This window comes from Brumimicrobium aurantiacum, from assembly GCF_003402975.1.
Classification (GTDB): Bacteria; Bacteroidota; Bacteroidia; order Flavobacteriales_D; family Crocinitomicaceae; genus Brumimicrobium; species Brumimicrobium aurantiacum.
On record NZ_QURB01000009.1, the window covers coordinates 116,127 to 140,963 of the forward strand.

Here is a 24,837-nt window from a genome sequence, read left to right on the forward strand (position 1 = left end):
TTTTTAAGTGTTTGAAAATTGTATTGAATATAAACTTTTTTTAGAGAATAGAGTTATTGATTTGAAAACACTTTTTTATCGTTTCTATAAAGATCGAAATGCTCCCCTTTTCCTCTTAACTCATATTGATCATTAGCATACCACATTCCAGATGCTGGTTTTTTACTTTTGAGTTTAATTTTCTCTCCGTTATTTAACTGAATAATCGCCGTATTGTTGATGTTATCGAAAAGTATGTTTAGTGTTCCATCTTCATTTTCAATTTTTGTTTGAACAGTATCTTCATTCTGTTCTGTGGAAATCGTCGTTTTGGCAGATGGAGAATATGTACAACTTACAGAAAGGAGAGTACTTAATGTTAAGACTATAATTGCTTTAATTTTTGGCATTTACTTATTTTATAAATTTTCTTTTTAAGATAATATTATATGATTTAAATAAGGTGGATAGAAATGTAAATGATGTTAAAAAAAAGAAGAGTGCTTAAGTTACTTCTCTAAAAAGCCCTTTTCAACACTGGATTCAATCAAACCTTCAGCAAAATTCCACAATACTTTCGAACCTTCTTTCATCACTTTTTGCTTTTTAAATACTGAATCATGTTTTACGCCAAACTCTTTCCATGTACCACCATCATTTGACACATTTTGTAAAAGCGGTTCTAATCGGTCCAATGACTTTGCAAATTTTGCTTCATTGCTTTCTCCAGCTTCAAACTCTTTCCATATCTGAATAAATTCATCAGCTTGAGATTTTGGTAGAATTCCAAAAATTCTTTCTGCACCTTTTTGCTCCTCTTCTGTGTTAACATGGTCCTTATTGGTGTCGTAAATAAAAGTATCGCCAGCATCGATTTCTACAATATCGTGAATCAAGACCATTTTAATGACTTTAAGAATGTCAATATTTTCATTCGAGTGTTCACTTAATACAAGTGCCATCATAGCTAAATGCCAACTATGTTCTGCATCGTTTTCTCTTCGGTCACTATTAAACAGTTTGGTTTTGCGTTGAATGTATTTGATTTTATCGATTTCTTTTATAAACTCAATTTGCTTCAATAAATTTTCTGATGTCATTTGATCTAATTTTGTATAAAAATAAAAGTAGTATAAAAAAACAATGAGGTTGCTTCAAGTATTTACTTTTGAAACAACCTCATTGTTTGAGTACACGAAAATTGCGGTGTACTGAATCGTGAATTGAAATTAATTACTTTACATCAATCACAAATTCTTCTCTTGGAATTCTTACTTTTTTCATTGGTTTGATCCAATCTTTTTCATCGTCTCCAACTCCAACATAAAGTAAAGAAACACTCTTTAAACCATGTTTTTCTAGTTCCAATACTTCATCAACCAATTTGTTATCAAATCCTTCTGCGGGACAAGTGTCAACTTTTAATTCAGCTGCTTGAGCCAAAGCAAAACCTAATCCAATGTATGATTGTCTTGAAGTGTGAGCGAAGTTTAATTGTTCAGCTTGATTCAAGTAAAGGTTTTTCAATTGATCTGTATAACTGTCAAATCTTCCTTTTGGTAAATCTCTTTCCTCGGTTGTGAAGTCATAAACATCATCAATTCTTTCAGCAGTATATTTATCCCATGCTGCGAAAACTAGAACGTGAGAACAATCTCTCATTGACTCTGGATTTAAAGCTCCAGGAACTAGCTTTTCTTTAATTTCTTGATTTGAAATTGCAATCACTCTGAACTGTTGTAGTCCTGATGAGGTTGGGGCTAGTCTTACAGCCTCAATGATTTTCTCAATGTTTTCGTCGCTAACTTTTTGCTCTGGATTAAATGCTTTTACTGCATGTCTCCATTCTAAACTGTCTAATAATGCCATTTTTATTTATTTGTTGTATTTAATTCTACTTCAATATTTCCTCTTGTTGCGTTTGAATAAGGACAAACTTGATGAGCTTTTTCGGTTAGCATTTCAGCTTCTTCTTGAGATACATCCGGAATATTCACATCTAATTTTACAGCTAATCCAAATCCTCCGTTCTCAATTTGACCAATACTTACATTTGCAGTAACACTCGTTGTTCCTGTTTTGATTTTAGATTTTTGTATTACCAAATTTAACGCACTATCAAAACAAGCCGAGTAACCAGCTGCAAATAACATTTCTGGATTAGCATAGTCATCGTTTGCTCCACCAAGTGCTTTCGGATGTTTTACTTCTAAATCTAGGATTCCATTTTCACTTTTAACATGTCCATTTCGTCCTCCTGTGGCTGTTGCGCCAATTGTATAAATTGTTTTCATGATTTTATTTTTTTGATTACTTTTTCTGTTATCCTTTTTAATTCATTTAATTCCTCCATCGAAATATTTAATGATTCAGCCACTCTTTCTGGAATAAGTTCGGCCATCTCTTTCTTTTCAAAACCTTCTGGTGTAAGCGCTATGGCCACTACACGTTCATCCGTTTTCTTTCGTTTTCGAGTAATTAATTTCTTCGTCTCTAATCTCTTCAATAGTGGAGTTAAGGTTCCGCTATCAAGATTTAATTTTTCTCCAATTTCAGATACTGTTTGTTCTTTGCTTTCCCATAAAACCATCATCACCAAATATTGTGGATATGTTAGATCCATTTCCTTTAAAATTGGTCGGTATTGATTTATGATTTCCTTGGCTAATGTGTACACCGGAAAACAAACTTGATTCGCTAATTTTAATTGATCTGTCATAGATTTAAATTTCTTCTGCGACAAATGTAGTGCAAAATTAAATTGTGCACAATCTAATTTTGTGTTTTTAACTTTTTTTTGTGAAATCTAAATTGTTATAAAACCGAATTATTAGCAGATTAGAAGTAATCTAGGCTGACCTTTATTTTCTTTTGGAGCACGATGAATACTGGGTAGGGTAGGGCTGTTTGGATGATCAATGGCTAATTTCCATAGCTCTCCAACCTGTAGTTTTTTAGGTTGAACATTCTTTTTCATTTCATAATGCAAATCGAAGAAATTTTCCTCCAAAAATATTTCAAAAGCTTGGTTTTCGTCTGTGTGAAGTTCTTTAAGTGCTTCTCTATATTTAGGAATATTAATTTTTTGTTGAACATCCTCATTGGCAACTATTTCACTTGCTGCACCATAATAAGTGCAAAGTATCGTTGCTCCAGGAATAGGTGAGCGATCAACATGGAAAGAGTAAACATCTGTAGGAAAAAATGGGAAAACATCGTCTCTATCGTATTCCTTGATCACATTAATGATTGGGTCTGCACCATTATTCTCTAAAAATATAAAGTCTGAAATCAAGTGCTTTCTAGCGAGATCTCCTTTTTTACTCAATTTTAAATTCTTCAGAACAGAAAGCTTCAATTCTACTATGCTTTCAGATGAATCAACTTTATCAATGATTTCTTGAAAATCACCTTCGAGTGTGCGTTGCCATCCGATAGCATTGATCTTTCCTTTGAAAGGTGTTTTAAAAAAATCTTCAAAATTCTTTACATATTGAATCTGTTGTTCAATGGTGGTAGGCTTTTCTTTACTCAAGGCTTTAAAGTTAGTTCTATTTATTGCTCACTTTTCAGTGCTTGAAGTTGTTCAAATAATTTTTCATTCGATTTTTCTTTCGCAGAGTAATAAATTTCTTTACCATTTTTAAGGTGAATCACGACAATTGGAAGTTTACTGGAGTTTAGTAGAAGTTTTACCTTTTCTCCATCCACTAACTTGAAATAACCTTTATAGATTCCTCCTAAAGCGTAACCATTTATTTTTGCACTTGTTTCTGGTTTCTTGTGAATAAGTTGAAAACTTTCAATTTCTGACAACTTTAAATCAACACTATACATTCCACTAATTTCGATTCTATCCGTATGAATTGTAAGTTTATTTTCTCGTAGTCCCAGAAACATAAGTACAAGTGTAAATATTAGAACACCTAAAAGAATAAAGACTCCAGCTTTGTTTCGTCGTTTACTTAATGAATCATGGTATTTACTACTTTTTAAAATAAAATAGATATAGGCTAAAATTGGATAGCAAACAGTAAATATTCCGCTGTATAATGCATTTCCGAATTGGTGAATTGAGAGTCCAACAATTAGAAGAGTGAAGGCGAGTATAATGTGAAAACGTTTGAAAAAGGATATGAATGAATGTAAGTCAAACTTCTCTTTTTCTTCATCACTCATTGTATTATAACCGGCAAGTAGGAGTCCGGCATTTTTAGGAGTAAGGATAAAAGCTATTCCTAAAAAGAGTATACTTAATATTACAGTTGTGATCATGCTGTTGTTTTTAAGTTCATAAATTGTAGTGCACAGGTGTTCACCACAAAGTTACAATTTTTATTGTTGTTTGTATTTGAAGGACTCATCAAGCTGTTTTAGTCGTATTTCCACAAACTCAATCATCAAGTCAAGCTCTTGCTGATAACTGTTGTCATCGTAATACCATTTATCGTTTAACGGCCATACTTCAGCATTCTTTTTTATCTCCTTTCGAATAATCTTGTCATTTTTCTGAATATGTTTTTTGAAATTCTCAATTGAAAAAATGTCGTTTTCTCTTAATTCTTTCCATCGAGAAGCTAGCATTTCAGAATATCCAATTGATTCGATTTCCATCAACCTTCGAATCAAAACAGAGCGTTTACAATCTAATTCTCGTTCCATCATGTTTTTTTCATTGTCACCATCTCGTCCAAAAGAATGGTCGTAATCCCAAATGGCAATTCTAAAAGGAGTACTAGCATCTATTTTATACAAATAGAAATTTTTCATGATGCCATCGCTATTATTGGAGAATAAAAGTAAAAGATTCCAGTCTATTACATTTTCAATATCAATCCATTCACTAATCTTATCTGAAAACTCTTCATCTGAAGAATGAAACAAGAATGTTTTAAACTCTTCTAGATAAGCTGTTTTGTCTCGGTAGTTAATTTTAGGAAATTTCTGATCATAATAGTTAGAAGCATTCTCTTCAGTGAACTCTTTTTCTTCTTTGAAAATAGGAGGCTCCTTGAAAATCATTGCCATGGTGTCCTGTTTCTCTAATTCCACCATTCCGCCATTAATTTTCTCCATTAAAACATATAAACCTTCATATTTATTATTGACTTTTACATTGATATAGCTCGTTTGAGCAGCAATGTTTTTTTCGCTCATTTCACGAAAAAGATCAAAACTAATTTTATGTCGCATGAAAGTTTTATCAATATAATTCGCATTTATAATCCAATCATCATCTTTAGGTAAATCAGGAAAAGAAAATTTATCATCTAATTCTAAAGAGAATGAATGTTTGAAATATTTACTTGACATTCCTCCTCTAAATTTTATCTCTCCATTCAGGGTATCTGTTTCCTCATTATGCGTAAAAACAATTTTACAATTTTCTTTTTCATCCCAACTGAATTCACTTTCTTTTAAAATATGAAGTTCAGGAATTTGGTCTTCTTGACAAGCGTTGAAGATACATATGGCCAAAATGAGAAATAGAAGTATGCTTACTTTCATATATGAATAGTCATTTTAAGGGAATAAATCCACTGATTGTATTAAGCTTATTATAAATTTAAAATTAATGATAAAGTTGAGTTAAGGGTGAATTGTCTGGATATAATTTAGCACCTTGATTTAGGTTTTTAAAATCTCCTTGAGTTTAGATCTTGCCAATGCAATCTCATAATTAAATATGATAATCATTATTAAATATGGTGATAAGATCAACAACCAAGAGAAATCAATAACTTCCTTTTCTTCTGCTTTACTTTCTTCAAAATAGTGTGCGACTTCCCTAGCAGTTTGTTCATCGATTGAATTGTCAGTAAGCAATTCCTTTACTTGATCATAATATAAGGGTTCGTCATTATTTTTGGAGAAATCAACTTGATTAAATAATCCAAATATGATAAAGAAAACGATAAAGGTTAAAACTAATTTGTGTGGTATTATTTTAACCATAACAATACTACCCGCTCCGTTGTTATCTACTGTTTCTCCTGAAACAATTGGAATAAAAGAATTGTACCCCTTTTTGAAAATTCTCCTAAATTGAAATTTATCCTTCTTAATATTTCCTTCAAAATCTTTTATTGAGTCTTTGTTATTTTGGCCAAATAAAAGATCACTCCAAACGATATTGTCTTTAATGTTTTGTTCTATTTCTATTTTGCTCAAAGATGATTTAAAAACTTCCTTTGAATAGGGAATAAGGTGTATTTTCATTTTGGTAACTTGAAGCCTTTAATTGCTGATTTTCGAATTGTAAAGGTAAGAAATCTATAGTTTAATTAGTTTTTTGACAAATTGATTATACTTAAAATAATAAACGCCTTGTGGTAGAAGTGTTAGATCAAAAGTTATTTCATTTTCATGGAAAGACACCAAATGAACTCGTTGACTTTGGTCTTTTCCTGATACATCAATTAATTTAAACGCATTGATTTTTAATTCTTCTTCCCCTAAACTTAAAGTTATAATATCATGGGCAGGATTAGGATATAAGTACGTTCCTACATCATGATTATTTTGAATTGATTTAATCTTTGAGTGTGTAGATCTTCCATCATAATCTGTTTGCTTCAACCTATAATATGATATTCCTTAAATAGGATGGGAGTCAGTTGATGTATATTGAATTATAGAAATAGAGTTTCCAGCTCCCTTAACTTGATTTACATCCTTCCAAGTTAAACCATCTTTTGATCTTTCAATGGTGAAGTAATCATTGTTTATATCAGATAATGTGCTCCATTCTAACACTACATTGCCATTCAATATCGTAGTATCAAAATAGTTTAAATCTATAGGTAAAGTGGCTGAATTATCTTTGATCCATAGCCGTAATGATTGACTACTGGCGATTTCACCAGAAGAGTAAGTCTCTCGCTGCTGATTGATTCTGGGTTGCCAGTGAAAAGTTGAGGCGTTGCCATGCGGATGAAATATTTTTCTATGTAGTTCGTTTGACGTAGGACTAGTTCCTGTAGCATTTGCAGTAAAGGCAGTTGCACCTTAAATTGGTAGTAGAGGTTTTAAATTTATAGAGTAAAAATAGGGTGAAGTTTTTAATTATGCTATTTCTTGTAATGTTAAATTATCCACTTTATTAAACTTCGTTATTTAAGTTTGTCGTTGTTATGATGTCTTTCATGGTCTCTTTTCGTCTTTTTGTCTAAGTTTTTTGAAAGTGCTTCTGAAAGGTCAACACCAGTTTGATTGGCAATGCAGGTCAAAACAAAAAGTACGTCGGCCAATTCATCACCAAGGTCTTTGTGCTTGTCACTTTCTTTTTCACTTTGCTCTCCGTATCGGCGAGACATTATTCTTGCAACTTCACCAACTTCCTCCATCAAGACAGCTGTATTGGTAAGTTCATCAAAATATCGAACGCCATGTTCTTTTATCCAATCGTCAACCGTTTTTTGTAATTCTGTGATGGTCATTATATTTTGTTTTTTGTGTCTATTGTTATTGTCACAGGACCGTCGTTTACCAATGATACTTTCATGTCAGCGCCAAATTCGCCACATTGAACAGGGCAGCCACTGTTTACAGCCAATAGGGTTTTAAATTTCTCATACATTGGTATCGCTTTGTCTGGCTTTGCTGCATGTATAAAACTAGGTCGATTACCCTTTTTTGTCTTCGCATGAAGTGTAAATTGAGATACCACTAAAAAAGAACCTTTGATATCTTGGATGTTGTGATTCATTTTTCCACTCTCGTCAGAAAAAATGCGTAATGTACTTATTTTTTTACACAACCATTCTAGGTCATCATCATTGTCATCTTCACCAATTCCAAGAAGAACAACAAGTCCTTGATTGATTTCTGCGACCTTGTTGCCGTCGATTTCAACATTGGCTTCTGTAGTTCTTTGAATTACTGCTTTCATTTATCTGTATGTTTGTGATTGATCTTCATTCATTAAATCTAGGTAGGTCTTATAACGTGTTGATTCTATTTCTCCATTTTCTACAGCATCTTTGATCACACAATGTGGCTCGTTGATGTGTTGACAATTATGGTATTTACATTGGTTTAATAAAGCCCTCATTTCTGGAAAATAATGACTCATCACTTTTTTATCAAGATCGATTACTCCAAATGCACGAATACCTGGAGTGTCAATAATATAACCACCAGTTTGTAATTTGTGCATTTCTGCAAAAGTTGTCGTGTGTTGTCCTTGTAAGTGATGAATAGAAATTTCTGCTGTTTTGATATTTAATTGATTGTCTAGTGCATTGATTAAAGTGCTTTTTCCTGTACCACTATGCCCAGCAATCATCACTTGTTTGTCTTTAATTTCATCTCTTAAAAAATCAATATTTGTTTTGTTTAAAGCTGAAATTTTTTCGCATGGATAACCGATTTCTTCATATAACTCCATAACATTTTCTACTATGGGTAAATGTTCATCCATGTAAACATCCATTTTATTGAATAAAAGAGTAACAGGGATTCGGTAGGCTTCAGCAGCTACTAAAAAACGGTCAATAAAAGCCAAATGTGTTTCTGGGGCAACAAGTGTAACTAAAAGATATGCCCTATCGACATTAGCCGCTAAAATGTGGGTTTGTTTAGACAGGTTTATTGACTTTCGAACAATGTAATTTTTGCGGGGTAAAATTTCAGAAATCATTCCTGTACCGTCTTCATTTTCTGTAATCATAACTTCATCTCCAGCAGCAACAGGATTCGTTGATTTAATTCCTTTTAAGCGAATTTTTCCACGAATTCCCGCATTGATGATTTTTCCGTCTTCAAGCTCAATGATATACCACTTTCCTGTCGATTTGATTACTTTCCCTTTTTTCAAATTCTTTTAGTTTTCTTTGTTGCCCTCAAAATTAAAGAAAAATTCCTACTATCTAATTGTAAAAAGTGAAGCTTAGTATTTATCCTTGAGATATTCTGTTTAAAATGAAAAAAATGCACTTTATCATTTTTATCTGTATAATACACTGATTTAAATTACATTTGATTTGTAATTATACAAAACAGATGAAGATGAATAAATTACTGGCCTTATGTATCATCTTGATCACTTCCTTTTCCTATGCACAGGAAATGAAGTTTTCAGGTGTAGTAAATGATACAATTAACGATCAACCTCTCGAAAATGCAGTTGTAATGGCTGTTAGACTATCTGATAGTAAACTTTTAGGATTTACAAGAACCGAAGCAGATGGAAGCTTTAATTTAAGTGGAGTTATTATCGATACGATGGAATTGGTGGTTTCTCACCATAAATTCGACGAGAAACGATATTACATTATTGGATCAGAAGAAAATAACGAAATTCACATTCCAAATATAATTTTGCCAGAACAAGCAACTCAACTCGATGAGGTTGTGGTATATGCCAACAAAGAGCCTATCTATTTTCGAGGAGATACCTTGGTTTATGTTGCCGATTCTTTTGCTACAAAAGAAAATGCCATGGTTGAAGATTTATTAAAAAATTTACCTGGTCTTGAGGTAGATGATGATGGAAATGTAAGCTCACAAGGTCAAAAAGTAACAAAAGTATTAGTTGATGGAGATGAGTTTTTTGGTTCTGATCCCACAATTGCAACACGTAACCTAACGGCAGATGGAGTGGAGAAGGTAGAAGTTTATGAGGCTGAAGATGAAACTTCAAGTAATTCGGAAGAAAAGATTCAAGTATTGGACGTGAAACTAAAGGAAGATGCCAAGAAAGGATATTTCGGTAAGGTCGCAGGTAGTGGAGGATTTAACTCCGAATATTTTAAAGACTTACCCAATGGAAGTGGGTTTTATGAAGGTGAAGTATTGGCCAACTACTTTAATAAAGACTTAAAAGTTTCTGTTTTTGCTTTGGGATCTAATACTCCAAATACCGGTTTTAGTTATCGTGATGCTTCAAGATTTGGATTAACCAACGAAATGAATGGTGGATGGCGTTCCACAATGGGAGGAAGTAATTTAAATGGTTTGCCTGAAAACTACAAAGGTGGATTTTACTTCTCTAATAAATTGACAGATAAATTAAAGTTAGGTGTTAATTATACCTATAATGATAGCCGTTTAACAACTGAACAAGTTACCAATTCAGAATACTTTTTTACTGATACAACTTATTCAAAACAAGATTCTTCTTTTAATGAGCAAATGCAACAGTCTCATACAGTAAATTTCAATCTCGAATATGATTTAAATAAATCGACAAAATTGAGTATGAAGTCAAACCTAACTGTTAGAAATGAAGAGTCTTTAAATACAAATGAAAGTAATTTCTTAAATACTGACGGACAACGTTTCAGTGCTACAAATGTTAGAAACGAATCTAAAGCTGATGGCTTAGAAGGAAATGTTGAATTGGAATTAAATAAAAAGTTCAAAAAACGATTTAGAGAACTAGATGTTCTTTACCAATTTGGTTATACTGAAATGGAAAGGAACAATGGACTCAATTCTGAGTTGTACTATGGTCAATTTGCTACTCCTGATTCTATTTTTGACCAACAAAGAAATATTGAAAATAATACAACAGGTCACCGAGTAACCATCGATTATGTAGAACCAATCACAAGAAGCTTCAGACTAAAGTTTCAATATAAGTTAGATTACTTTTATGGTCAACAAGCAACTTCAACATTCGATCGAACACCTACTGGTTATGATGCTTATGCAAGTTTGTATAGTAATGACTTCAGTAATACAAGAATGGAAAACCGTGGAGCGCTTGGTCTTTTATTTAAAGGTAGAAAACAATCCATCGAAATTGGATCAAGGGTTAGAAATGTAATGATTGATAACTTGAATAATGAATCAGGTGAAGTAATCAATCAAAATGTTGACAATATTTTACCATATTTAGAATATTCTTACAATTTCTCAAACGCTCATAAATTAAGATTTGTTTATTCAACATATTCTAGTCAGCCTAGTTTAGATCAATTACAGCCTGTGAGAGACAATTCAAATCCAAATAGTTTGGTTATTGGTAACCCAAATTTACAACCTAATTATACACACAATATGAATTTGAATTACAATAAATGGAATGCTTTGAAGCAAAGTTACCTTTATGCAGGTGCATATTTTAATTATACCGATAACGCCTTTTCAAATTCAGTTTACTATTCACCAACAGGACAATCTGTTTCAACAGCAATTAATGTAGATGGAAACATGTATGGAGGATTTTATGCTGGAGGAGGAATTCCAATATTCAAAAAGTTATTGAGTCTTCGACCACAAGCATCAGGAAACTATTACAAATCAAATTCTGAAATTAATAATGTAATGAACACCATAGAAAATTATAGTGTTGATGGTGAATTAGGAATTGAAATGCGAACAGACACAATAGAGGTTAGTATAAGTGCTGGTTTGAGTTATAATGATCCACGCAGTAGTTTGTCATCTGGTTTAAATGAAGCCTATACTGTTCAACGTTACAAAGCCTCTGTGTTCTATGAATTACCTTGGAGATTCTTTATAGAGAGTGATGCTGTTTATGAGATTAATTCGCAAAGAGCAGAAGGATTTAATGCTACACCATTTATTTGGAATGCTAAATTAAATAAACGATTCCTAAAGACAGGAAACTTGGTTGTTCACGCTTCTATATATGATATTTTTAATCAAAATATTGGAATTTCAAGAAATGTTGGAACAAACATAATTACAGATGTTCGTAGTAGAATCATAGCACGTTATTTTATGATTGGTGCTACATTGAGATTTAATAATAATAAAACTAAAGCAGATGAAGGCAGAGGTCATTGGTTCTAAATTGATTGCAATTATTGCATTTTTATATATTTCAACTTGGTCTTTTGGTCAAGTCGTTACTTCGGGTGAAATCATGTATGAAAGAAGAACAAATCTTGAAAAGCGTTATGAAGGCACTCAAACGATGGGTAGAAATAAAAGTTGGCAAAAAAAGCCGAAAATAGATGAGTTTATTCTTTATTTTACAGATTCAACTTCATTGTTTGTCCCTCAATTACCAGCAATTGGAGATGAAGACCGTGAATGGTCAACAATGAAAAATACAACTTTTCAGAATTTTAATAAAGATGAATTAAAACGAAAGTTTAGTTATTATGGAGCTCAGATTTTCTTGTCAGATTCTTTAAAAAGACGCGAATGGATCATCACAGGAAATAGAAGAGAAATTGCAGGTTATGAAACCAAACAAGCCCTGTGGGAAGCAAATGATTCAACAAGGATCTACGCTTGGTATTCAGAACAAATAAAGCCTTCTGTAGGACCAGAGTCATTTAACGGATTACCTGGTACTATATTAGGTTTGGCTATTGAAGATGGAGGTGTAGTTTATTTTGCAAAAGAGGTGAAACCATTATCTAAACCTAAGTTTCATAAAGACATGCCAGAAGGAAAAGAAAAGGATACCTACAACAATGAAACACTCTTGGAAATGTTGAATGAGTTATTCTCTGATGGTGAAAGAGGAGGTAGAATAATGGATGATATATTTATATGGTAGACTTTTCTAGTTTAGATGTTTAGTTAAAGACAAATTAATATCTCCAAAACGTTACCAAAATAGGTCTTTATGTTAACCATTCGTTATGTAGTTTAAACTTCCGTTAAGTCATTAAAAACCATTGTTTTTCAATAAGTTTGTGCAGTATATTTGCAGCAAATAATTATAAATAATAAAAACAAAAAACAATGAAAAAGTTAACAATTATTGCGGCAATGTTGATCGGAAGTATTGGAGTGTCAATGAGTGGAGTTGGTGAGCCGGTAAAGACCATCACTGTAGATAGTTCAAAAAGTGAAATTAAATTTGATGTAAATGCTTCAAAAGCTCAAATCTTAAATGTAAGTGTTCAAGGAGTAGAAGAAGATTTTACGAGTATCGCTTTGATTGATCAACGTGGAAAATCAATTTTTTACAGTTTTGTAAAATCAGATAATGAAACATTTGAAATCAATTTGAAGAATTTAACTCCAGGAAAATACTACGTAAAATTAAATATGGATAGTGAAATCAGAATGAAAACCCTAATTGTTCAAGGGTAAGAATTCTTGTTTATTAACAAACTTAAATCAAAAAACACTATATGAAATAACCAAAACTCATATTGACATATTACATTAATTTATACAACGCTTGGAGAAGGCGTTTTTTTTTGCTTTTTATTTAACGACAATAAACAATTTTCTTTCTACAACGTTTACTATCTTTGTAGCAAATTTTTAGAATTGAAAACAGTTTATATTACACGTAAAGAGCATTTCAACGCAGCCCATAAACTATGGAATGATGAATGGAGTGATGAAAAAAACGAAGCCATTTTTGGAAAATGCAGCAACAAAAATTGGCATGGACACAACTTTAATATTTTTGTTACCGTAAAAGGAGTCCCTTGTGAAGACACAGGGTTTGTAATGAACTTAAAAGACTTAAGTAAAATTACAAAAGAGTATGTTGTAGAAGCTTTAGATCATAAAAACCTAAATTTAGATGTTCCTTTTATGAAAGGAATTTTAGCATCCACAGAAAATTTGGTGATGGAAATTTGGGATCAAATAGAAGAGCCTATTGCAAAAGCTGGAGGAATCTTGTCTAAAATTAGATTAGAAGAAACGGAAAACAACTATGTAGAATATTACGGTGGAAAAGAACCATTCTAAATTTTAAATTGATTCCAATGGAAAATAAATTCGAATACAATCAAGAAATTACAGATAAGCTAACAGATGTTTATAAAGAGGTTATTAAGGATTTAGGAGAAGATCCGAATCGTGAAGGACTTTTAAAAACTCCTGAAAGAGTTGCTAAATCTGTTCAATTCCTTACGCAAGGATACCAACAGGATCCTGATGCGATTTTAAGAAGTGCCTTGTTTCAAGAAGACTATTCTGAAATGGTGATTGTAAAAGACATCGAAGTTTATTCTCAATGTGAACACCACATGTTGCCTTTCTTCGGAAAAGCACATATCGCTTATATTCCTGATGGAAAAATTGTTGGGTTAAGTAAATTACCTAGAATTGTAGATGCTTACGCCCGTAGATTACAAGTGCAAGAACGTTTAACTTTAGAAATTCGTGATTGTATTCAAAGAACTCTTGAACCTAAAGGAGTGGCCGTAGTATTGGAATGTAGTCACATGTGTATGCAAATGCGTGGCGTTGAAAAGCAAAATTCTTCCACTACAACTTCTGCATTTAAAGGATTGTTCTTGAACAACGACAGCACAAGAAAAGAGTTTATCAATTTGATTCAAGCAAGATTACATTAATTTTATTGCTGTATATAAGTAGATATTCGAATCTCTTGCTTCAATTTGTTTTGAGCATCAATTAATTTGTCGATAGAAATAAATCGTCCATCTCCCAGGTTAGATGCTTCCTTCATGCTGATCTCTGAACTAGAGTTGGTTTTGATACCGACAACGCTTAAAGAAATATCATATTTAACTAAGTGTTTTTCAATCTGTCTTTGGTAGTTTCCAGAGCTTTGATTGAAAGCACCATCAGTAATAATGATGAGTTGATTTTTACCATCCTTAATCATATTTCTCCTCACTTCTTTGTATCCTAACTTGATTCCTTTGCCACCAGCAGTTTTACCTGAAATTCTCAAGTCTTCTACTATTTTTGAGATTTCAACTTTTCTGTCTCCAGCAGTTGGAGTCAATAATACTTCTGCGTCTGAAGAGTAGGAGACCAAACCAATTTTATCCTCTGGACGTAACATGCCGATCAATTGGTCTAAAGAATACTTTAAAAGTTCCTCTCTTCCATACCTATTCATTGATGATGAAACATCAAGGACGAAAACAACATTGATTGGTTTAAAATATTGAGAATCGAAATTGTCTTTATCTAACTTTTCAAAAGCTGGAACTTCTACCATTGGCTCTTCAATAACACTATCTTTTTCTTCAGTTAAGATTGTCGACAAATCAACTGTTTCTTCAGGAGTTTCTTCAATGATAATTATGCGTTCCTCTTTCTCCTCTTCAATTGGATCTGGTGTGTTTTCTACAATAATTTCCTCCTCCTCCTTCGGTTCTGGAGTAGGTTGTTGTTCTTTTGGAGTTAAAGCAAGAACAATTCTGTTATTTTTAAAATTCACATACTCCGCTTCCTCAGCAGGATAATATCCATCGTAATGAGCATAGAAATAAGTAATTCCTAAAGGCAGTTTAATTTTTAAATCACCTTTTTTACTTGTCGTCCAGTTCCCAAGCGCTTTACCATTTTGGATGATCGCAACTTTAGCTTTACCCAGTTCCTTTCCTGTTTCCTTATCAATTGTCTCGACAGTTAACATAAAGTCCATTGGATTGCCTTGTGCTGGACTCTGTCCAAATGTTGGACAAGAAGTAAAGCTGCTAGAATAGGGGGGAGTTAGAATTTTTCCTGAAACAACTAATTCAGTAGGCTCTTTGGTATTGCTAGTATACACTGGAATTTTATAAGAGAACTTTCCTTTTTTACGCTGTTTAATATGAACGCGGATAATTGAAGTGCTGTCGGGTTGGATATGGTCTTTTCTTATAATATAACTAGCTTCCATAGGAGGATTAACACTCAATATATAGACCTCTTTATTACTTGTGTTTTTCAAATAAAAGTCTACAAACCTTTGAGAATCGCCTTCCAATTCCTCAAAATCAAACGATGTTTTATCAAAGATGATTTGTGCATTTAGATTAAAATTAATTGCAAGTAATAAGAAGAAAATAATTGTTTTCATATAGAATAAAAGTAGGAAACTAATAAGAATAAAAAAAGAGGAAAGATTACTCCTTCCTCTTAAATAACGTATTTTTTAATAAAATATTAGACTTTCTCTTTTAAGAAAGAAGCTAATGCTTCAGCCAATGTATCATCAGCGTCTCCATGCTTTTCTTTATAATCAAGTGCGCTTCTACGGATTACTTCTTTAGCTTCATCAGCTCCATAAGTATGTGTGATTTCAACTTTTTTAGAAGCTCCTCCTAAATCTTTATAAGTAAGGAAGAAGTGTTGAACACGGTCTAAAACTTTTTGTGGTACTTCGTCAATAGAAGTCATGTCTCCATAAAATTGGTCATCTTTTAAGACAGCGATGATTTTATCATCAGCTTCACCACCATCAATCATTCTAAAACCTCCGATTGGAATAGCTTCAGCAATGATATTACCACAATTTACTTCACGTTCAGAAAGTACACAAATGTCTAATGGATCATCATCTCCAACAATGTTTGTTCTTCCCGTTTTTTCATTTGCATATTCAGCAACGTGTTTGTCACACAATGTTTGTGGAACAAAACCATACATACACGGCATGTGATTAGAAAACTTTTGAGGACGATCAACCATAAGATATCCACTGTCTTTGTCAACTTCATATTTAATCGCATCAGAAGGAACGATCTCAATAAAAGTGTTGATCAATTCTGGTTGTTTTTCTCCAATGTTGATTCCGTGCCAAGGGTGAGAAACAAATCTTTGTTTTAAGGCTTGTGTTAATTTAGATACTTCTTCTTTCATATATTGTAAATTCAAGTAATAATCTTTCTTTTAAAGGATTGCAAAAATACTCAAAAAAATGAATTTAGAAAACCTAGCTTTTTTGTTTCAGGTTTACTGTCCGAATGAAAAGTAATTTAGTGGGTCCAATGGTCCATTGTCACTCCATAATTCAAAATGTAAATGCGGTCCAGTAGTACGTTTTCCAGTATTTCCAACAATTCCAATCGCTTTTCCTCGTTTCACTTTCTCTCCAACTTTCACAAAAGATTTTTGCGCATGTTTATAAACTGAGATGATTTCATTTTCATGACTTAAAATAATGGTATGTCCATCTTCATCATTATAGGAAGCATGTAACACAATACCATCTAAGCAAGCTTTTATTTGTTCATCTTTTTTTGTTACGATATCTACACCAGGATGATTAGGAATTCTGTACTTACTACTAATTGTCCCAGAAACAGGATCATAAAGAAATAGTTGATCAAACAATTTTACATTTTTTGAAGTTTGTTTGGCTACACTTTCTTTTAAGTTTTGATCGAGTTCTTTTTCAACTTTTGAAATTGAAGTATCTGTAATAACAACTTCAGATTGATCTATTTTTCCTTCGTTATTTTTGGTGTAAATTGAATCAATCGACACATTTCCAAGAATTACTTGCTGTAAATTTGAAATGTAATTCTCTTGATTGATAACGATTTTTTCTAATTCGTTGACTCTGATCGCTGTAGCTTCAATTTTTTCTTTATTCCTGTTTTTTATATTCTCAGGAAGTAAATAGCCCAATGGAGTGAAAGAGAAGATTAAGAAATTAATAAAAAATAAAACGATGACCACTAATACTGAAATACTGATGAATTGAACCCTGTTGATTACAACTCTCCAATCCTCCTCGAATGTAACGGGGTCCATACCCACGATTCTAGTTGATCTTTTAAACCAATTTTTCTTCTTTTTTCTCTCTGGACTCTTCATTCTGTAACTGCAAAGTTAATGTTCATCTGGGGATATTCTAGCTTATTTTCGCTAATTTAGTTAAAATGGTTTTTGTAAGGATTTTTTTATTTAAAATTAAAGCCTTAAATTGTGTTAATTCAACAACCTTTTGTATTTTAGAACGTTTAATCATTGATGAAGAATTTTCTTACTGTACTGTTTTTATTCATATTGAGTCATTCATTTGCTCAATTGCAAACTGCTGGAGGACAAACTCCTGATCAGTTGGTTCAAAATGTACTTTTAGGACCTGGTGTTTCGGTTTCAAATGTGAGTTACTCAGGTGCCACAAGTGCCATTGGAACTTTTAATGCAACTAATGCAAGTATAGGTATTGATGAAGGAATAATCATGACTACAGGTACTATATATCAAGGTCCTGATGGACCGTTCGGACCTAATGATGTTCCTAATTCTGGTTTAGATAACAATTCTGGAGGATATGGAAAACTTTCAGAATTGGTTAACACCAACACCTACAATGCAACTTTATTAGAGTTTGATTTTATTCCTTTATCTGATACCGTTCGATTCAAATATGTTTTTGCATCTGAAGAGTATCCAGAATTTGTAAACCAAGGATATAATGATGTTTTTGCTTTCTTTATTTCTGGTCCAGGAATTCAAGGTGGTACTCAAAATATGGCGATTATTCCAGGAACTACCCAACCTGTTTCTATTGACAATGTTAATAGTAATTTAAATAGTAATTACTTTGTTGATAATGGAAATGGAAGTCAATCCCCTTTCAACAATGATCCGTATTATGTGCAGTATGATGGATTTACAGTGCCACTAGAGGCTGTATCTAAAGTTCAATGTGGAGAAACCTATCATTTGAGAATAGCTATTGCAGATGCGGGAGACCCTATTTATGATTCAGGAATATTTTTAGAAAAGAATAGTTTAACCAGTGTACAGCCCGTTCAAGTAAGTTATCAATTATCAAGTGATCCTTATGGTGACGGACAAACAATGGCACAAAATTGTACAAGTGTTGAGGTTAAAGTTGAAAGATCTGGAACTTCTGTAAATCAAGCCTTGTCGATACCTATTACCCTTTCTGGATCGGCTGTTGAGGGACTTGATTATTCAAACGTACCCAACAGTGTAGATTTTGCTCCTGGTCAAACAGTGGTAACTTTTAATATCGATGCTTTAAATAATCCAGGTTTGGCAAGTGTCGCTAATCTAGTTTTACAATTTGAAATTAATGACCCCTGTGGGAATAATAATTTTCAAACAATTGAATTGTTTATTCGACCCGTTGAACCTGTATCAGTTTCTGTTGATGTGCCAGAAGTAATTTGTCCCGGAGAAACGATAGAGCTTATCGCAGATGCTCAAGGAGGTGGAGGAGGTTACACTTACCAATGGAATACTGGTGCAACAACGCAATCGATTACGGTCAACCCAAATTCAACACAAACTTATTCTGTTCAAGTGACGGATAATTGTTTAAATGAAACGGCCACAACTACAGTTGAAGTGGAAGTGCCAGTGTATGATCCTCTAACAATTTCTGCAACCAATGATATTGTAGAACAATGTCCTTATGTTCCTTATGACTTGGTGGTTGAAGCTATAGGTGGTGCAGGTGACTATAGTTATGAATGGACCAACCAAACTTCAGGTAATGTGATTGGTACAACCCCGGCAATTAATGTTTCCGCTCCAGCAACGACAACCTATAAAATAGTAGTAACAGATCAATGTGGTGAGAGTGACTCCACAACCGTTACAATTACTATTTTGAGTCCTCCATTATTACTTGATATTACTCCAAGTCAAGAAATTTGTCCAGGAGATTCTGTTCTAATAAATGTTGATGCAACAGGTGGATTTGGGAATTACTACTACAATTGGCCGCACTCTGGAGATACTGTATCAAGTGTTTGGGTAAAACCAAATCAGACTACAACATATAGAGTAATTGTTAAAGATGATTGTCAAACCTTTCAAGTTGAGGCGGAAACGAAAGTTGTTGTTGTAAAACCAGACGCTAACTTTAGTGCAATCACTACTCCGATGTATATTGGATTGCCAATTACTTTTCAGAATTTAACCAATAACGGAGATACTTATTATTGGGATTTAGGTAATGGAGAAACCTCAACAATGGTTCATCCTAATAATACTTATGACATTCCCGGAGATTATGAAATAACATTAATTGCCACAGATAAAAAAGGTTGTATCGATTCGATTACAAAAATCATTACAATTTTAGATGAAGTTTATATTTATGTTCCTAATACATTTACACCAGGTGGAACAGATCGTTTCAATAACTTTTTTGAAGTGAGTACTGTAGGTGTTGTAGATTTAAAAATTGAGATTTTTAATCGCTGGGGAGAATTGCTTTTTGAAGCTTATGATGTGGATTTTAAATGGGATGGATCTTTTGGAGGTAAGTACATTCAAGATGGAACTTATGTCTGGATTATTGAATATCAAACGGTGCACAGTATAGAGAAGAAGGTACTCAGAGGACACATCAATGTACTGAAATGAAAAATCTACTCTTTTTAGCGCGAAACATCTAGGGTATATTATCTTTGTAAGAATCGAATTATTCTATTATGAAGTTTTCTCGTTTACAAAGGTATCTATTAAGCATACTTAGTGGTCTTTTAATGACAATATCCTTTCCTCATACAGGAAGTTTATTCCCTTTAGTTTTTTTAGCATGGACTCCTCTTTTATTAGTTGAGCATAATATCTACCGTCAAAATTATCGATCAGGCAAGGTCTTAATACATGCATATATTACTTTCTTAATTTATAATATAGGTTCAACCTACTGGATCTATTATGCCATAGGAGGAGAAGTTGGTGCTATAGCTGCGTATTTTCTAAATGGATTTATCATGGCGACTGTGTTCTTGTTATTTCATTGGACAAAGAAGTACGTTGGACAAAAAGAAGGCTATATTGGTTTATTGTTTTTTTGGATAAGTTTAGAGTATGTCCATTATCATTGGGAATTAAGTTGGCCATGGATTAATATCGGAAATACCTTCGCTATTGCACCAGAAATAGTTCAATGGTATGCATATACAGGTGTTCTTGGTGGAAGTTTATGGATTTTACTGGTTAACCTTTTAATTTTTAAGATACTCAACAACGTAGTTTTTGGGAAAGAATCTTTAAAAGTTCAAACTCCATTAATATATGTAACAGCAGGATTGATTATCATTCCATCAATAATTTCATTTTGGAGTTATTCTACATATACTGAGACACAAAATCAAGTGGAGGTTGTTGTAACTCAGCCAAACGTAGATCCTTATAACGAAAAGTTCTCATCAGATGTAAAAAAACAAGTAGATAAATTCATATCAAAGGCAGATGAGTTAATTACTGAAAACACAGCAGTAGTATTAGCACCTGAAACAGCTGTTTCTACTCCTTTTAATGAGGCAACATACAAAAATAATCCTGTGATGAATTACCTTCAAAAAAAGGTGAATAGTTGGGGGAATACAGCTCTTTTTACAGGAGCATCAACCTATAAAATTTTCGATCATAAAAATAGTCGAGCCTCAAAACCAATTAATAATTCAAATGATTTTTATGAATCGTATAATACTTCAGCTTTGATTACAAAGCGAAAGCCTACAGAATTTGTACACAAATCTGAATTGGTTTTAGGTGTTGAAAAAATACCATTTTCGAATTGGTTTCCATGGTTAGAAAAACTCTCTATTCAAAATGGAGGAACCTCAGGTACACTTGGTGTTGAGGATGAACCAAAAGTGTTGAAGACAAATGGATTTACTTTTGCACCAATTATTTGTTATGAATCTGTTTATGGAGGTATGATTGCGGCTCAATGTAGAAAAGGGGCGGAGGCTATTTTTATTATTACCAATGATGGTTGGTGGGAAAATACTGCCGGACACAAACAACATGCAAGCATAGCAAGATTAAGAGCGATTGAAACAGAAAGGTATGTGGTAAGGTCAGCCAATACCGGTATTTCAAGTGTTATTAATCAAAGAGGAGATATTGTAAAAGCCACAGAATATTGGGTGCATGATGGTTTTCGTGAGAATATACAATTGAATGCAGAACCTACATTTTATGTGAAATACGGTGATGTTATGGGACGTTCATTTAGTTTCATAAGCTTATTGATTCTTGTCCTTACAGCAGTTCGATACCTGAAGCGATTTGGAACTTCTATTTAAGTAGATAGAATAAAAAATGCCCGAATTCATTCCGAAAACGGGCATTCTCATAAGTGATTCTTTTTTCTTATTCAGGGAGAATCTCCATTTTCTCCGCAAAGTGATAACAATAATCTCTTAAATCTTCCGTGATATTCTTTTCACCTGTTGCTTTTTCGAATGTATCAGCCATGGTAACTAAGGTTTGATGGAAGAATTGCTTCATTTCTTCAATCGATAATTCCTTGGTCCAAAGGTCAATTTTCATTGTATTTTTCTCTTTTGGATCCCATACAGATAAAAACATCGCACTTGCTTCAGCATTATCTATATTCCCATCTTGAGCCGACCAATTCATACGAACAGGTACACTATTTTCATTTGTACCTACTTTTACTGAAATTTCAGAGGTCTTGGTAATTTTATCTTCACTCATAATCTATACCTTTTAAGGTTCTGTATTTAATTTTATATATATTCTAACAATCAAATAAGTTTAATCTATTTCGTAGGCTTGTAAAACAGTATTGTATTTTGTATTTAATAATTCAGGCAAAGATAAGGCTTTGTTTTTAGCCATGAAGGCTTTTACAATTCGATATCCTAAAAATTGTCCTATTCTATCAGGTGATTCACTAGAAAGTCCTACAGTAGTTGGTCCTTCGTTTAAGAAATTGGTTCTTGTTTGAAGTTCACTTTTGAATAACATTTGTTGTTTTACGAGATAATCCCAAACCATCTTTTCGTTATCGATTGCCCATTGATATTGGGCGTTATTATATCTCAAAATATAACGATCTTCTTCTTTTGGAAAAACGGCTTTCAAAACATAAAGAATTTTACCCGCTTGGACGATATGTTCAGCTAATTTACTGTCTAGTTCGTCAAATAGTTGTACTTGTATCCAATTCAGCAAAACATCTCTTTCTAAATATTGAATATCCATTCTATCTCTTTGCCACTGATAAAATCCTTTTTTGGGAATAGATTGGATGACCTTTGATTGCGGGGAAATATAACTTTCTAATCCAACTGCGATTTGATTTTCAGAGCATGTAATTTGGCTAAACAATTTATTTATATAAAATATTGTTTCTGGAATTAAGGAATCTCCGAAATGATATTTCAAGTATTTAAAACCATCTATAATTCTCTTTTCATGTTTAGTAATTTCTGAATAGATTTTACTTTTTTCATTCTCTAAATCAGAAATATATTCGGAAGAATAGAAATTATATACGGTTTTATAAGAGCTGTCAGTAATGTTTTCTCTTATGTTTTTACTCAGTTCATAGAGGAATAACTCACCAATTTCATCTTCGAAATCAGCCATGATTATTTTTACTGAATCGATTGGCTTTTGATGAAATGATTGATCAACGTTGATAAAATCAATATTAATTTCATCTTTTGGAAGTTTAACGTCTAGTGGATTTGATGTACAACTGTAAAAAAGGAAAGCAAAAGCAAGAATTGCATAAATTGATAATCTATAGTTCATTAAATATGATTATTTTTGTGAATAGTACGATATACGGAATAACTCTTGTATTGAACTATCAAATTGAACATTAACTAAAATCAAAAATATGAAAAAAATTCTGACTTTATCACTATTCGCTGGATTGATGTTTACGGCTTCTGCTCAAGATGCAGCAGATAAAAAAGTTATGGCTGGTCTTTCTTTAGGTGGAGCTATTAATTTAAATGATCCACAAACCAACACAATGGATGCTAATGTAGGAGGAGATTTTGTTGTAGGAATGGCATTAGATTGGAATTTTTCAAAAAACATTGCACTTTCTACTGGGTTGGAATTTGATTTTAATCGCTTTAAAACAACATTTAAGGACAATGTTTACTTCGATTATAATGACAAAGATATTCGTCAATTCAAAGATTATAACTCTGAAAGTACTGAAGATAATTTCTTCTTCGTTAATGAACGAAAACATAAAAGTATTTACTTGAGTATTCCTGTTATGTTGAAGTTTCAAACAAATTATATGGGTTACATGAGATATTACGGAAAGTTTGGTTTACGTAATAGCTTTTTATTAACCACTAGAACCAATAATACAGGAAATGCTTATGATTCAAATGGGACTTCCTTGGATCAAACGGAATTGGATGATATGAAATCTCCAGGAGTAATGTCTTTCTATAAAGGTGCTATTGGTATTTCAGGAGGAGCAGAGTATAATATTTCTGGGAATACGGTTTTAGTAGTCGAATTAGGTTATTATTACGGTTTTTCAGAAGTCTTCCAACAAGAAGGATCTTTATTTGGTGATGATGAAAAAGGATTGTCTTTATATAATATTAATGCATCCAACGGAAGAGATTACTATGCACCGAGTTTAAATCAAAGTCAATTGTTATTGAAGGTCTCTGTTTTATTTTAAAAAGATATTTAAATGAATTGTGAAAAAGTAGCCAGTCATATTATTGACTGGCTTAATAATTATATAAAAGATGTACCAGTAAAAGGCTTTATTGTTGGTGTATCTGGTGGTGTTGACTCTGCATTAGTTTCAACTTTATGCGCCCATACCAAACGAAAAGTCATTTTACTGAATATGCCCATACGTCAATCTGAATCTGAATATTTAAGGTCTCAAAATCAAATAGATGCTTTAGTTAGTAGGTTTCCGAATGTAGAAGGTCAATTGGTTGATTTAACTGCGACTTTCGAAAGTTTTGAGCAAACGATGGGGGATAAGGTTAAAAGTGATCTTTTGGCCATGGCAAATTCACGTGCAAGGATAAGAATGACTACCTTATACGCTATTGGACAAGCCAATAATCTCTTAATTGCAGGTACTGGTAATAAGGTAGAAGATTTTGGAATTGGTTTTTTTACAAAATATGGAGATGGAGGTGTAGACCTTAGTCCCATTGGAGACTTAGTAAAATCTGAGGTTTTTCAATTAGCGAAATATCTTAATGTAAACCAAGATATATTAGATGCTAAACCTACTGATGGATTGTGGGGAGACGAAAGAAACGATGAAGACCAAATTGGAGCCACTTATGATGAACTAGAATTCGCAATGGCGTTTGATGGTGACATCAATAGCTTAAGTGATCGTAAAAAGGAAGTATTGGCTATTTATAAGCGTTTAAATAGTATCAATCAACATAAAATGGTTCCAATACCTGTTTGTCAATTAGATGGTGTCAAATAAAGAGGATTCGCTCTTATTTGACT

General features: G+C 32.7%; 28 protein-coding genes. 9 read left to right on the forward strand and 19 right to left on the reverse strand.

Annotated elements, in window-relative coordinates:
• Nucleotides 1-53: 53 nt before the first annotated feature.
• The 14 genes from DXU93_RS13325 to rsgA form a co-directional block, all read right to left on the reverse strand.
• A complete protein-coding gene (locus DXU93_RS13325) occupies nt 54-389 on the reverse strand; it encodes an MliC family protein (RefSeq protein WP_116881797.1) in 336 nt (111 codons plus the stop codon).
• Nucleotides 390-488: 99 nt separating this feature from the next.
• Nucleotides 489-1,079, reverse strand: coding sequence for an HD domain-containing protein (locus DXU93_RS13330; RefSeq protein WP_116881798.1), 591 nt, complete (start codon nt 1,077-1,079; stop codon nt 489-491).
• Between the two features lie 133 nt (nt 1,080-1,212).
• Complete coding sequence (locus DXU93_RS13335) at nt 1,213-1,848, reverse strand: nitroreductase family protein (protein WP_116881799.1); 636 nt, start codon at nt 1,846-1,848, stop codon at nt 1,213-1,215.
• Nucleotides 1,849-1,850: 2 nt separating this feature from the next.
• Entirely contained in the window at nt 1,851-2,273 is a 423-nt protein-coding gene (locus DXU93_RS13340) for an organic hydroperoxide resistance protein (protein ID WP_116881800.1), read from the reverse strand.
• Complete coding sequence (locus DXU93_RS13345; protein ID WP_116881801.1) at nt 2,270-2,698, reverse strand: MarR family winged helix-turn-helix transcriptional regulator; 429 nt, start codon at nt 2,696-2,698, stop codon at nt 2,270-2,272. The genes DXU93_RS13340 and DXU93_RS13345 overlap by 4 nt, the downstream gene beginning before the upstream one ends.
• Nucleotides 2,699-2,809: 111 nt before the next feature.
• Entirely contained in the window at nt 2,810-3,514 is a 705-nt protein-coding gene (locus DXU93_RS13350; protein WP_165851416.1) for a DUF1826 domain-containing protein, read from the reverse strand.
• A gap of 20 nt (nt 3,515-3,534) precedes the next feature.
• Nucleotides 3,535-4,254, reverse strand: a complete 720-nt coding sequence (locus DXU93_RS13355; RefSeq protein ID WP_116881802.1) for a DUF3784 domain-containing protein — start codon at nt 4,252-4,254, stop codon at nt 3,535-3,537.
• A 60-nt stretch (nt 4,255-4,314) separates the two neighbouring features.
• Complete coding sequence (locus DXU93_RS13360; protein WP_116881803.1) at nt 4,315-5,487, reverse strand: CotH kinase family protein; 1,173 nt, start codon at nt 5,485-5,487, stop codon at nt 4,315-4,317.
• Between the two features lie 120 nt (nt 5,488-5,607).
• Nucleotides 5,608-6,198: a hypothetical protein gene (locus DXU93_RS13365; protein ID WP_116881804.1), complete on the reverse strand. Its 591-nt coding sequence runs from the start codon at nt 6,196-6,198 to the stop codon at nt 5,608-5,610.
• 54 nt (nt 6,199-6,252) lie between these two features.
• Nucleotides 6,253-6,558 carry a T9SS type A sorting domain-containing protein gene (locus tag DXU93_RS13370; protein WP_165851417.1) on the reverse strand — a complete coding sequence of 102 codons (306 nt, stop codon included), beginning with the start codon at nt 6,556-6,558 and terminating at the stop codon, nt 6,253-6,255.
• A gap of 18 nt (nt 6,559-6,576) precedes the next feature.
• Nucleotides 6,577-6,735, reverse strand: a complete 159-nt coding sequence (locus tag DXU93_RS15080) for a hypothetical protein (protein WP_165851418.1) — start codon at nt 6,733-6,735, stop codon at nt 6,577-6,579.
• 356 nt (nt 6,736-7,091) lie between these two features.
• A complete protein-coding gene (locus DXU93_RS13375; RefSeq protein WP_116881806.1) occupies nt 7,092-7,418 on the reverse strand; it encodes a nucleotide pyrophosphohydrolase in 327 nt (108 codons plus the stop codon).
• The gene (gene dtd, locus DXU93_RS13380; protein WP_116881807.1) at nt 7,418-7,870 is read right to left on the reverse strand and encodes a D-aminoacyl-tRNA deacylase; all 453 of its coding nucleotides are present in this window, start codon (nt 7,868-7,870) and stop codon (nt 7,418-7,420) included. Before dtd ends, DXU93_RS13375 begins: the two co-directional genes overlap by 1 nt.
• On the reverse strand, nt 7,871-8,797 hold the full coding sequence (gene rsgA / locus DXU93_RS13385) for a ribosome small subunit-dependent GTPase A (RefSeq protein WP_116881808.1): 927 nt from the start codon (nt 8,795-8,797) through the stop codon (nt 7,871-7,873).
• 191 nt (nt 8,798-8,988) lie between these two features.
• On the opposite strand from rsgA, the gene DXU93_RS13390 reads away from it, so the two are divergent.
• From DXU93_RS13390 to folE, 5 genes are all read left to right on the forward strand, one after another.
• Entirely contained in the window at nt 8,989-11,742 is a 2,754-nt protein-coding gene (locus tag DXU93_RS13390; protein WP_165851419.1) for an outer membrane beta-barrel protein, read from the forward strand.
• Nucleotides 11,717-12,460 carry a GLPGLI family protein gene (locus DXU93_RS13395; protein ID WP_116881810.1) on the forward strand — a complete coding sequence of 248 codons (744 nt, stop codon included), beginning with the start codon at nt 11,717-11,719 and terminating at the stop codon, nt 12,458-12,460. The genes DXU93_RS13390 and DXU93_RS13395 overlap by 26 nt, the downstream gene beginning before the upstream one ends.
• Nucleotides 12,461-12,648: 188 nt before the next feature.
• Complete coding sequence (locus tag DXU93_RS13400; protein ID WP_116881811.1) at nt 12,649-13,002, forward strand: T9SS type A sorting domain-containing protein; 354 nt, start codon at nt 12,649-12,651, stop codon at nt 13,000-13,002.
• A gap of 183 nt (nt 13,003-13,185) precedes the next feature.
• Entirely contained in the window at nt 13,186-13,617 is a 432-nt protein-coding gene (locus DXU93_RS13405; protein WP_116881812.1) for a 6-pyruvoyl trahydropterin synthase family protein, read from the forward strand.
• 17 nt (nt 13,618-13,634) lie between these two features.
• Complete coding sequence (gene folE, locus DXU93_RS13410; RefSeq protein WP_116881813.1) at nt 13,635-14,228, forward strand: GTP cyclohydrolase I FolE; 594 nt, start codon at nt 13,635-13,637, stop codon at nt 14,226-14,228.
• A 2-nt stretch (nt 14,229-14,230) separates the two neighbouring features.
• Here the strand turns inward: folE and DXU93_RS13415 are convergent, their stop codons facing one another.
• The 3 genes from DXU93_RS13415 to DXU93_RS13425 form a co-directional block, all read right to left on the reverse strand.
• A complete protein-coding gene (locus DXU93_RS13415; protein ID WP_116881814.1) occupies nt 14,231-15,691 on the reverse strand; it encodes a VWA domain-containing protein in 1,461 nt (486 codons plus the stop codon).
• Nucleotides 15,692-15,777: 86 nt separating this feature from the next.
• A complete protein-coding gene (locus DXU93_RS13420) occupies nt 15,778-16,473 on the reverse strand; it encodes an inorganic pyrophosphatase (protein ID WP_116881815.1) in 696 nt (231 codons plus the stop codon).
• 93 nt (nt 16,474-16,566) lie between these two features.
• On the reverse strand, nt 16,567-17,433 hold the full coding sequence (locus DXU93_RS13425; RefSeq protein WP_116881816.1) for a M23 family metallopeptidase: 867 nt from the start codon (nt 17,431-17,433) through the stop codon (nt 16,567-16,569).
• 156 nt (nt 17,434-17,589) lie between these two features.
• Between DXU93_RS13425 and DXU93_RS13430 the strand changes: the two genes are divergently transcribed.
• Nucleotides 17,590-19,968, forward strand: a complete 2,379-nt coding sequence (locus tag DXU93_RS13430; RefSeq protein ID WP_116881817.1) for a choice-of-anchor L domain-containing protein — start codon at nt 17,590-17,592, stop codon at nt 19,966-19,968.
• A 122-nt stretch (nt 19,969-20,090) separates the two neighbouring features.
• Complete coding sequence (lnt, locus tag DXU93_RS13435) at nt 20,091-21,647, forward strand: apolipoprotein N-acyltransferase (protein ID WP_165851421.1); 1,557 nt, start codon at nt 20,091-20,093, stop codon at nt 21,645-21,647.
• 67 nt (nt 21,648-21,714) lie between these two features.
• Here lnt and gldC read toward each other — a convergent pair whose 3' ends face one another.
• On the reverse strand, nt 21,715-22,062 hold the full coding sequence (gene gldC / locus DXU93_RS13440) for a gliding motility protein GldC (protein ID WP_116881819.1): 348 nt from the start codon (nt 22,060-22,062) through the stop codon (nt 21,715-21,717).
• Between the two features lie 60 nt (nt 22,063-22,122).
• Nucleotides 22,123-23,127 carry a gliding motility lipoprotein GldB gene (gene gldB / locus DXU93_RS13445; RefSeq protein WP_116881820.1) on the reverse strand — a complete coding sequence of 335 codons (1,005 nt, stop codon included), beginning with the start codon at nt 23,125-23,127 and terminating at the stop codon, nt 22,123-22,125.
• 88 nt (nt 23,128-23,215) lie between these two features.
• Here gldB and DXU93_RS13450 point away from each other — a divergent pair, with 88 nt between their 5' ends.
• Together DXU93_RS13450 and nadE are read left to right on the forward strand one after the other, a co-directional pair.
• Nucleotides 23,216-24,031, forward strand: a complete 816-nt coding sequence (locus tag DXU93_RS13450; protein ID WP_116881821.1) for an outer membrane beta-barrel protein — start codon at nt 23,216-23,218, stop codon at nt 24,029-24,031.
• Nucleotides 24,032-24,043: 12 nt separating this feature from the next.
• Complete coding sequence (gene nadE / locus DXU93_RS13455) at nt 24,044-24,814, forward strand: NAD(+) synthase (RefSeq protein ID WP_116881822.1); 771 nt, start codon at nt 24,044-24,046, stop codon at nt 24,812-24,814.
• The last annotated feature ends 23 nt before the right edge of the window (nt 24,815-24,837 follow it).

Coding starts and splice junctions, on each gene's coding strand:
- DXU93_RS13415 (WP_116881814.1), bottom strand. CDS start 15,691: ATGAAAACAATTATTTTCTTCTTATTACTTGCAATTAATTTTAATCTA.
- DXU93_RS13430 (WP_116881817.1), top strand. CDS start 17,590: ATGAAGAATTTTCTTACTGTACTGTTTTTATTCATATTGAGTCATTCA.
- DXU93_RS13365 (WP_116881804.1), bottom strand. CDS start 6,198: ATGAAAATACACCTTATTCCCTATTCAAAGGAAGTTTTTAAATCATCT.
- DXU93_RS13390 (WP_165851419.1), top strand. CDS start 8,989: ATGAATAAATTACTGGCCTTATGTATCATCTTGATCACTTCCTTTTCC.
- folE (WP_116881813.1), top strand. CDS start 13,635: ATGGAAAATAAATTCGAATACAATCAAGAAATTACAGATAAGCTAACA.
- DXU93_RS13340 (WP_116881800.1), bottom strand. CDS start 2,273: ATGAAAACAATTTATACAATTGGCGCAACAGCCACAGGAGGACGAAAT.
- DXU93_RS13420 (WP_116881815.1), bottom strand. CDS start 16,473: ATGAAAGAAGAAGTATCTAAATTAACACAAGCCTTAAAACAAAGATTT.
- DXU93_RS13425 (WP_116881816.1), bottom strand. CDS start 17,433: ATGAAGAGTCCAGAGAGAAAAAAGAAGAAAAATTGGTTTAAAAGATCA.
- lnt (WP_165851421.1), top strand. CDS start 20,091: ATGACAATATCCTTTCCTCATACAGGAAGTTTATTCCCTTTAGTTTTT.
- DXU93_RS13345 (WP_116881801.1), bottom strand. CDS start 2,698: ATGACAGATCAATTAAAATTAGCGAATCAAGTTTGTTTTCCGGTGTAC.
- DXU93_RS13375 (WP_116881806.1), bottom strand. CDS start 7,418: ATGACCATCACAGAATTACAAAAAACGGTTGACGATTGGATAAAAGAA.
- DXU93_RS13325 (WP_116881797.1), bottom strand. CDS start 389: ATGCCAAAAATTAAAGCAATTATAGTCTTAACATTAAGTACTCTCCTT.
- gldC (WP_116881819.1), bottom strand. CDS start 22,062: ATGAGTGAAGATAAAATTACCAAGACCTCTGAAATTTCAGTAAAAGTA.
- DXU93_RS13335 (WP_116881799.1), bottom strand. CDS start 1,848: ATGGCATTATTAGACAGTTTAGAATGGAGACATGCAGTAAAAGCATTT.
- DXU93_RS13330 (WP_116881798.1), bottom strand. CDS start 1,079: ATGACATCAGAAAATTTATTGAAGCAAATTGAGTTTATAAAAGAAATC.
- DXU93_RS13355 (WP_116881802.1), bottom strand. CDS start 4,254: ATGATCACAACTGTAATATTAAGTATACTCTTTTTAGGAATAGCTTTT.
- DXU93_RS13395 (WP_116881810.1), top strand. CDS start 11,717: ATGAAGGCAGAGGTCATTGGTTCTAAATTGATTGCAATTATTGCATTT.
- gldB (WP_116881820.1), bottom strand. CDS start 23,127: ATGAACTATAGATTATCAATTTATGCAATTCTTGCTTTTGCTTTCCTT.
- DXU93_RS13450 (WP_116881821.1), top strand. CDS start 23,216: ATGAAAAAAATTCTGACTTTATCACTATTCGCTGGATTGATGTTTACG.
- dtd (WP_116881807.1), bottom strand. CDS start 7,870: ATGAAAGCAGTAATTCAAAGAACTACAGAAGCCAATGTTGAAATCGAC.
- DXU93_RS13400 (WP_116881811.1), top strand. CDS start 12,649: ATGAAAAAGTTAACAATTATTGCGGCAATGTTGATCGGAAGTATTGGA.
- nadE (WP_116881822.1), top strand. CDS start 24,044: ATGAATTGTGAAAAAGTAGCCAGTCATATTATTGACTGGCTTAATAAT.
- DXU93_RS13360 (WP_116881803.1), bottom strand. CDS start 5,487: ATGAAAGTAAGCATACTTCTATTTCTCATTTTGGCCATATGTATCTTC.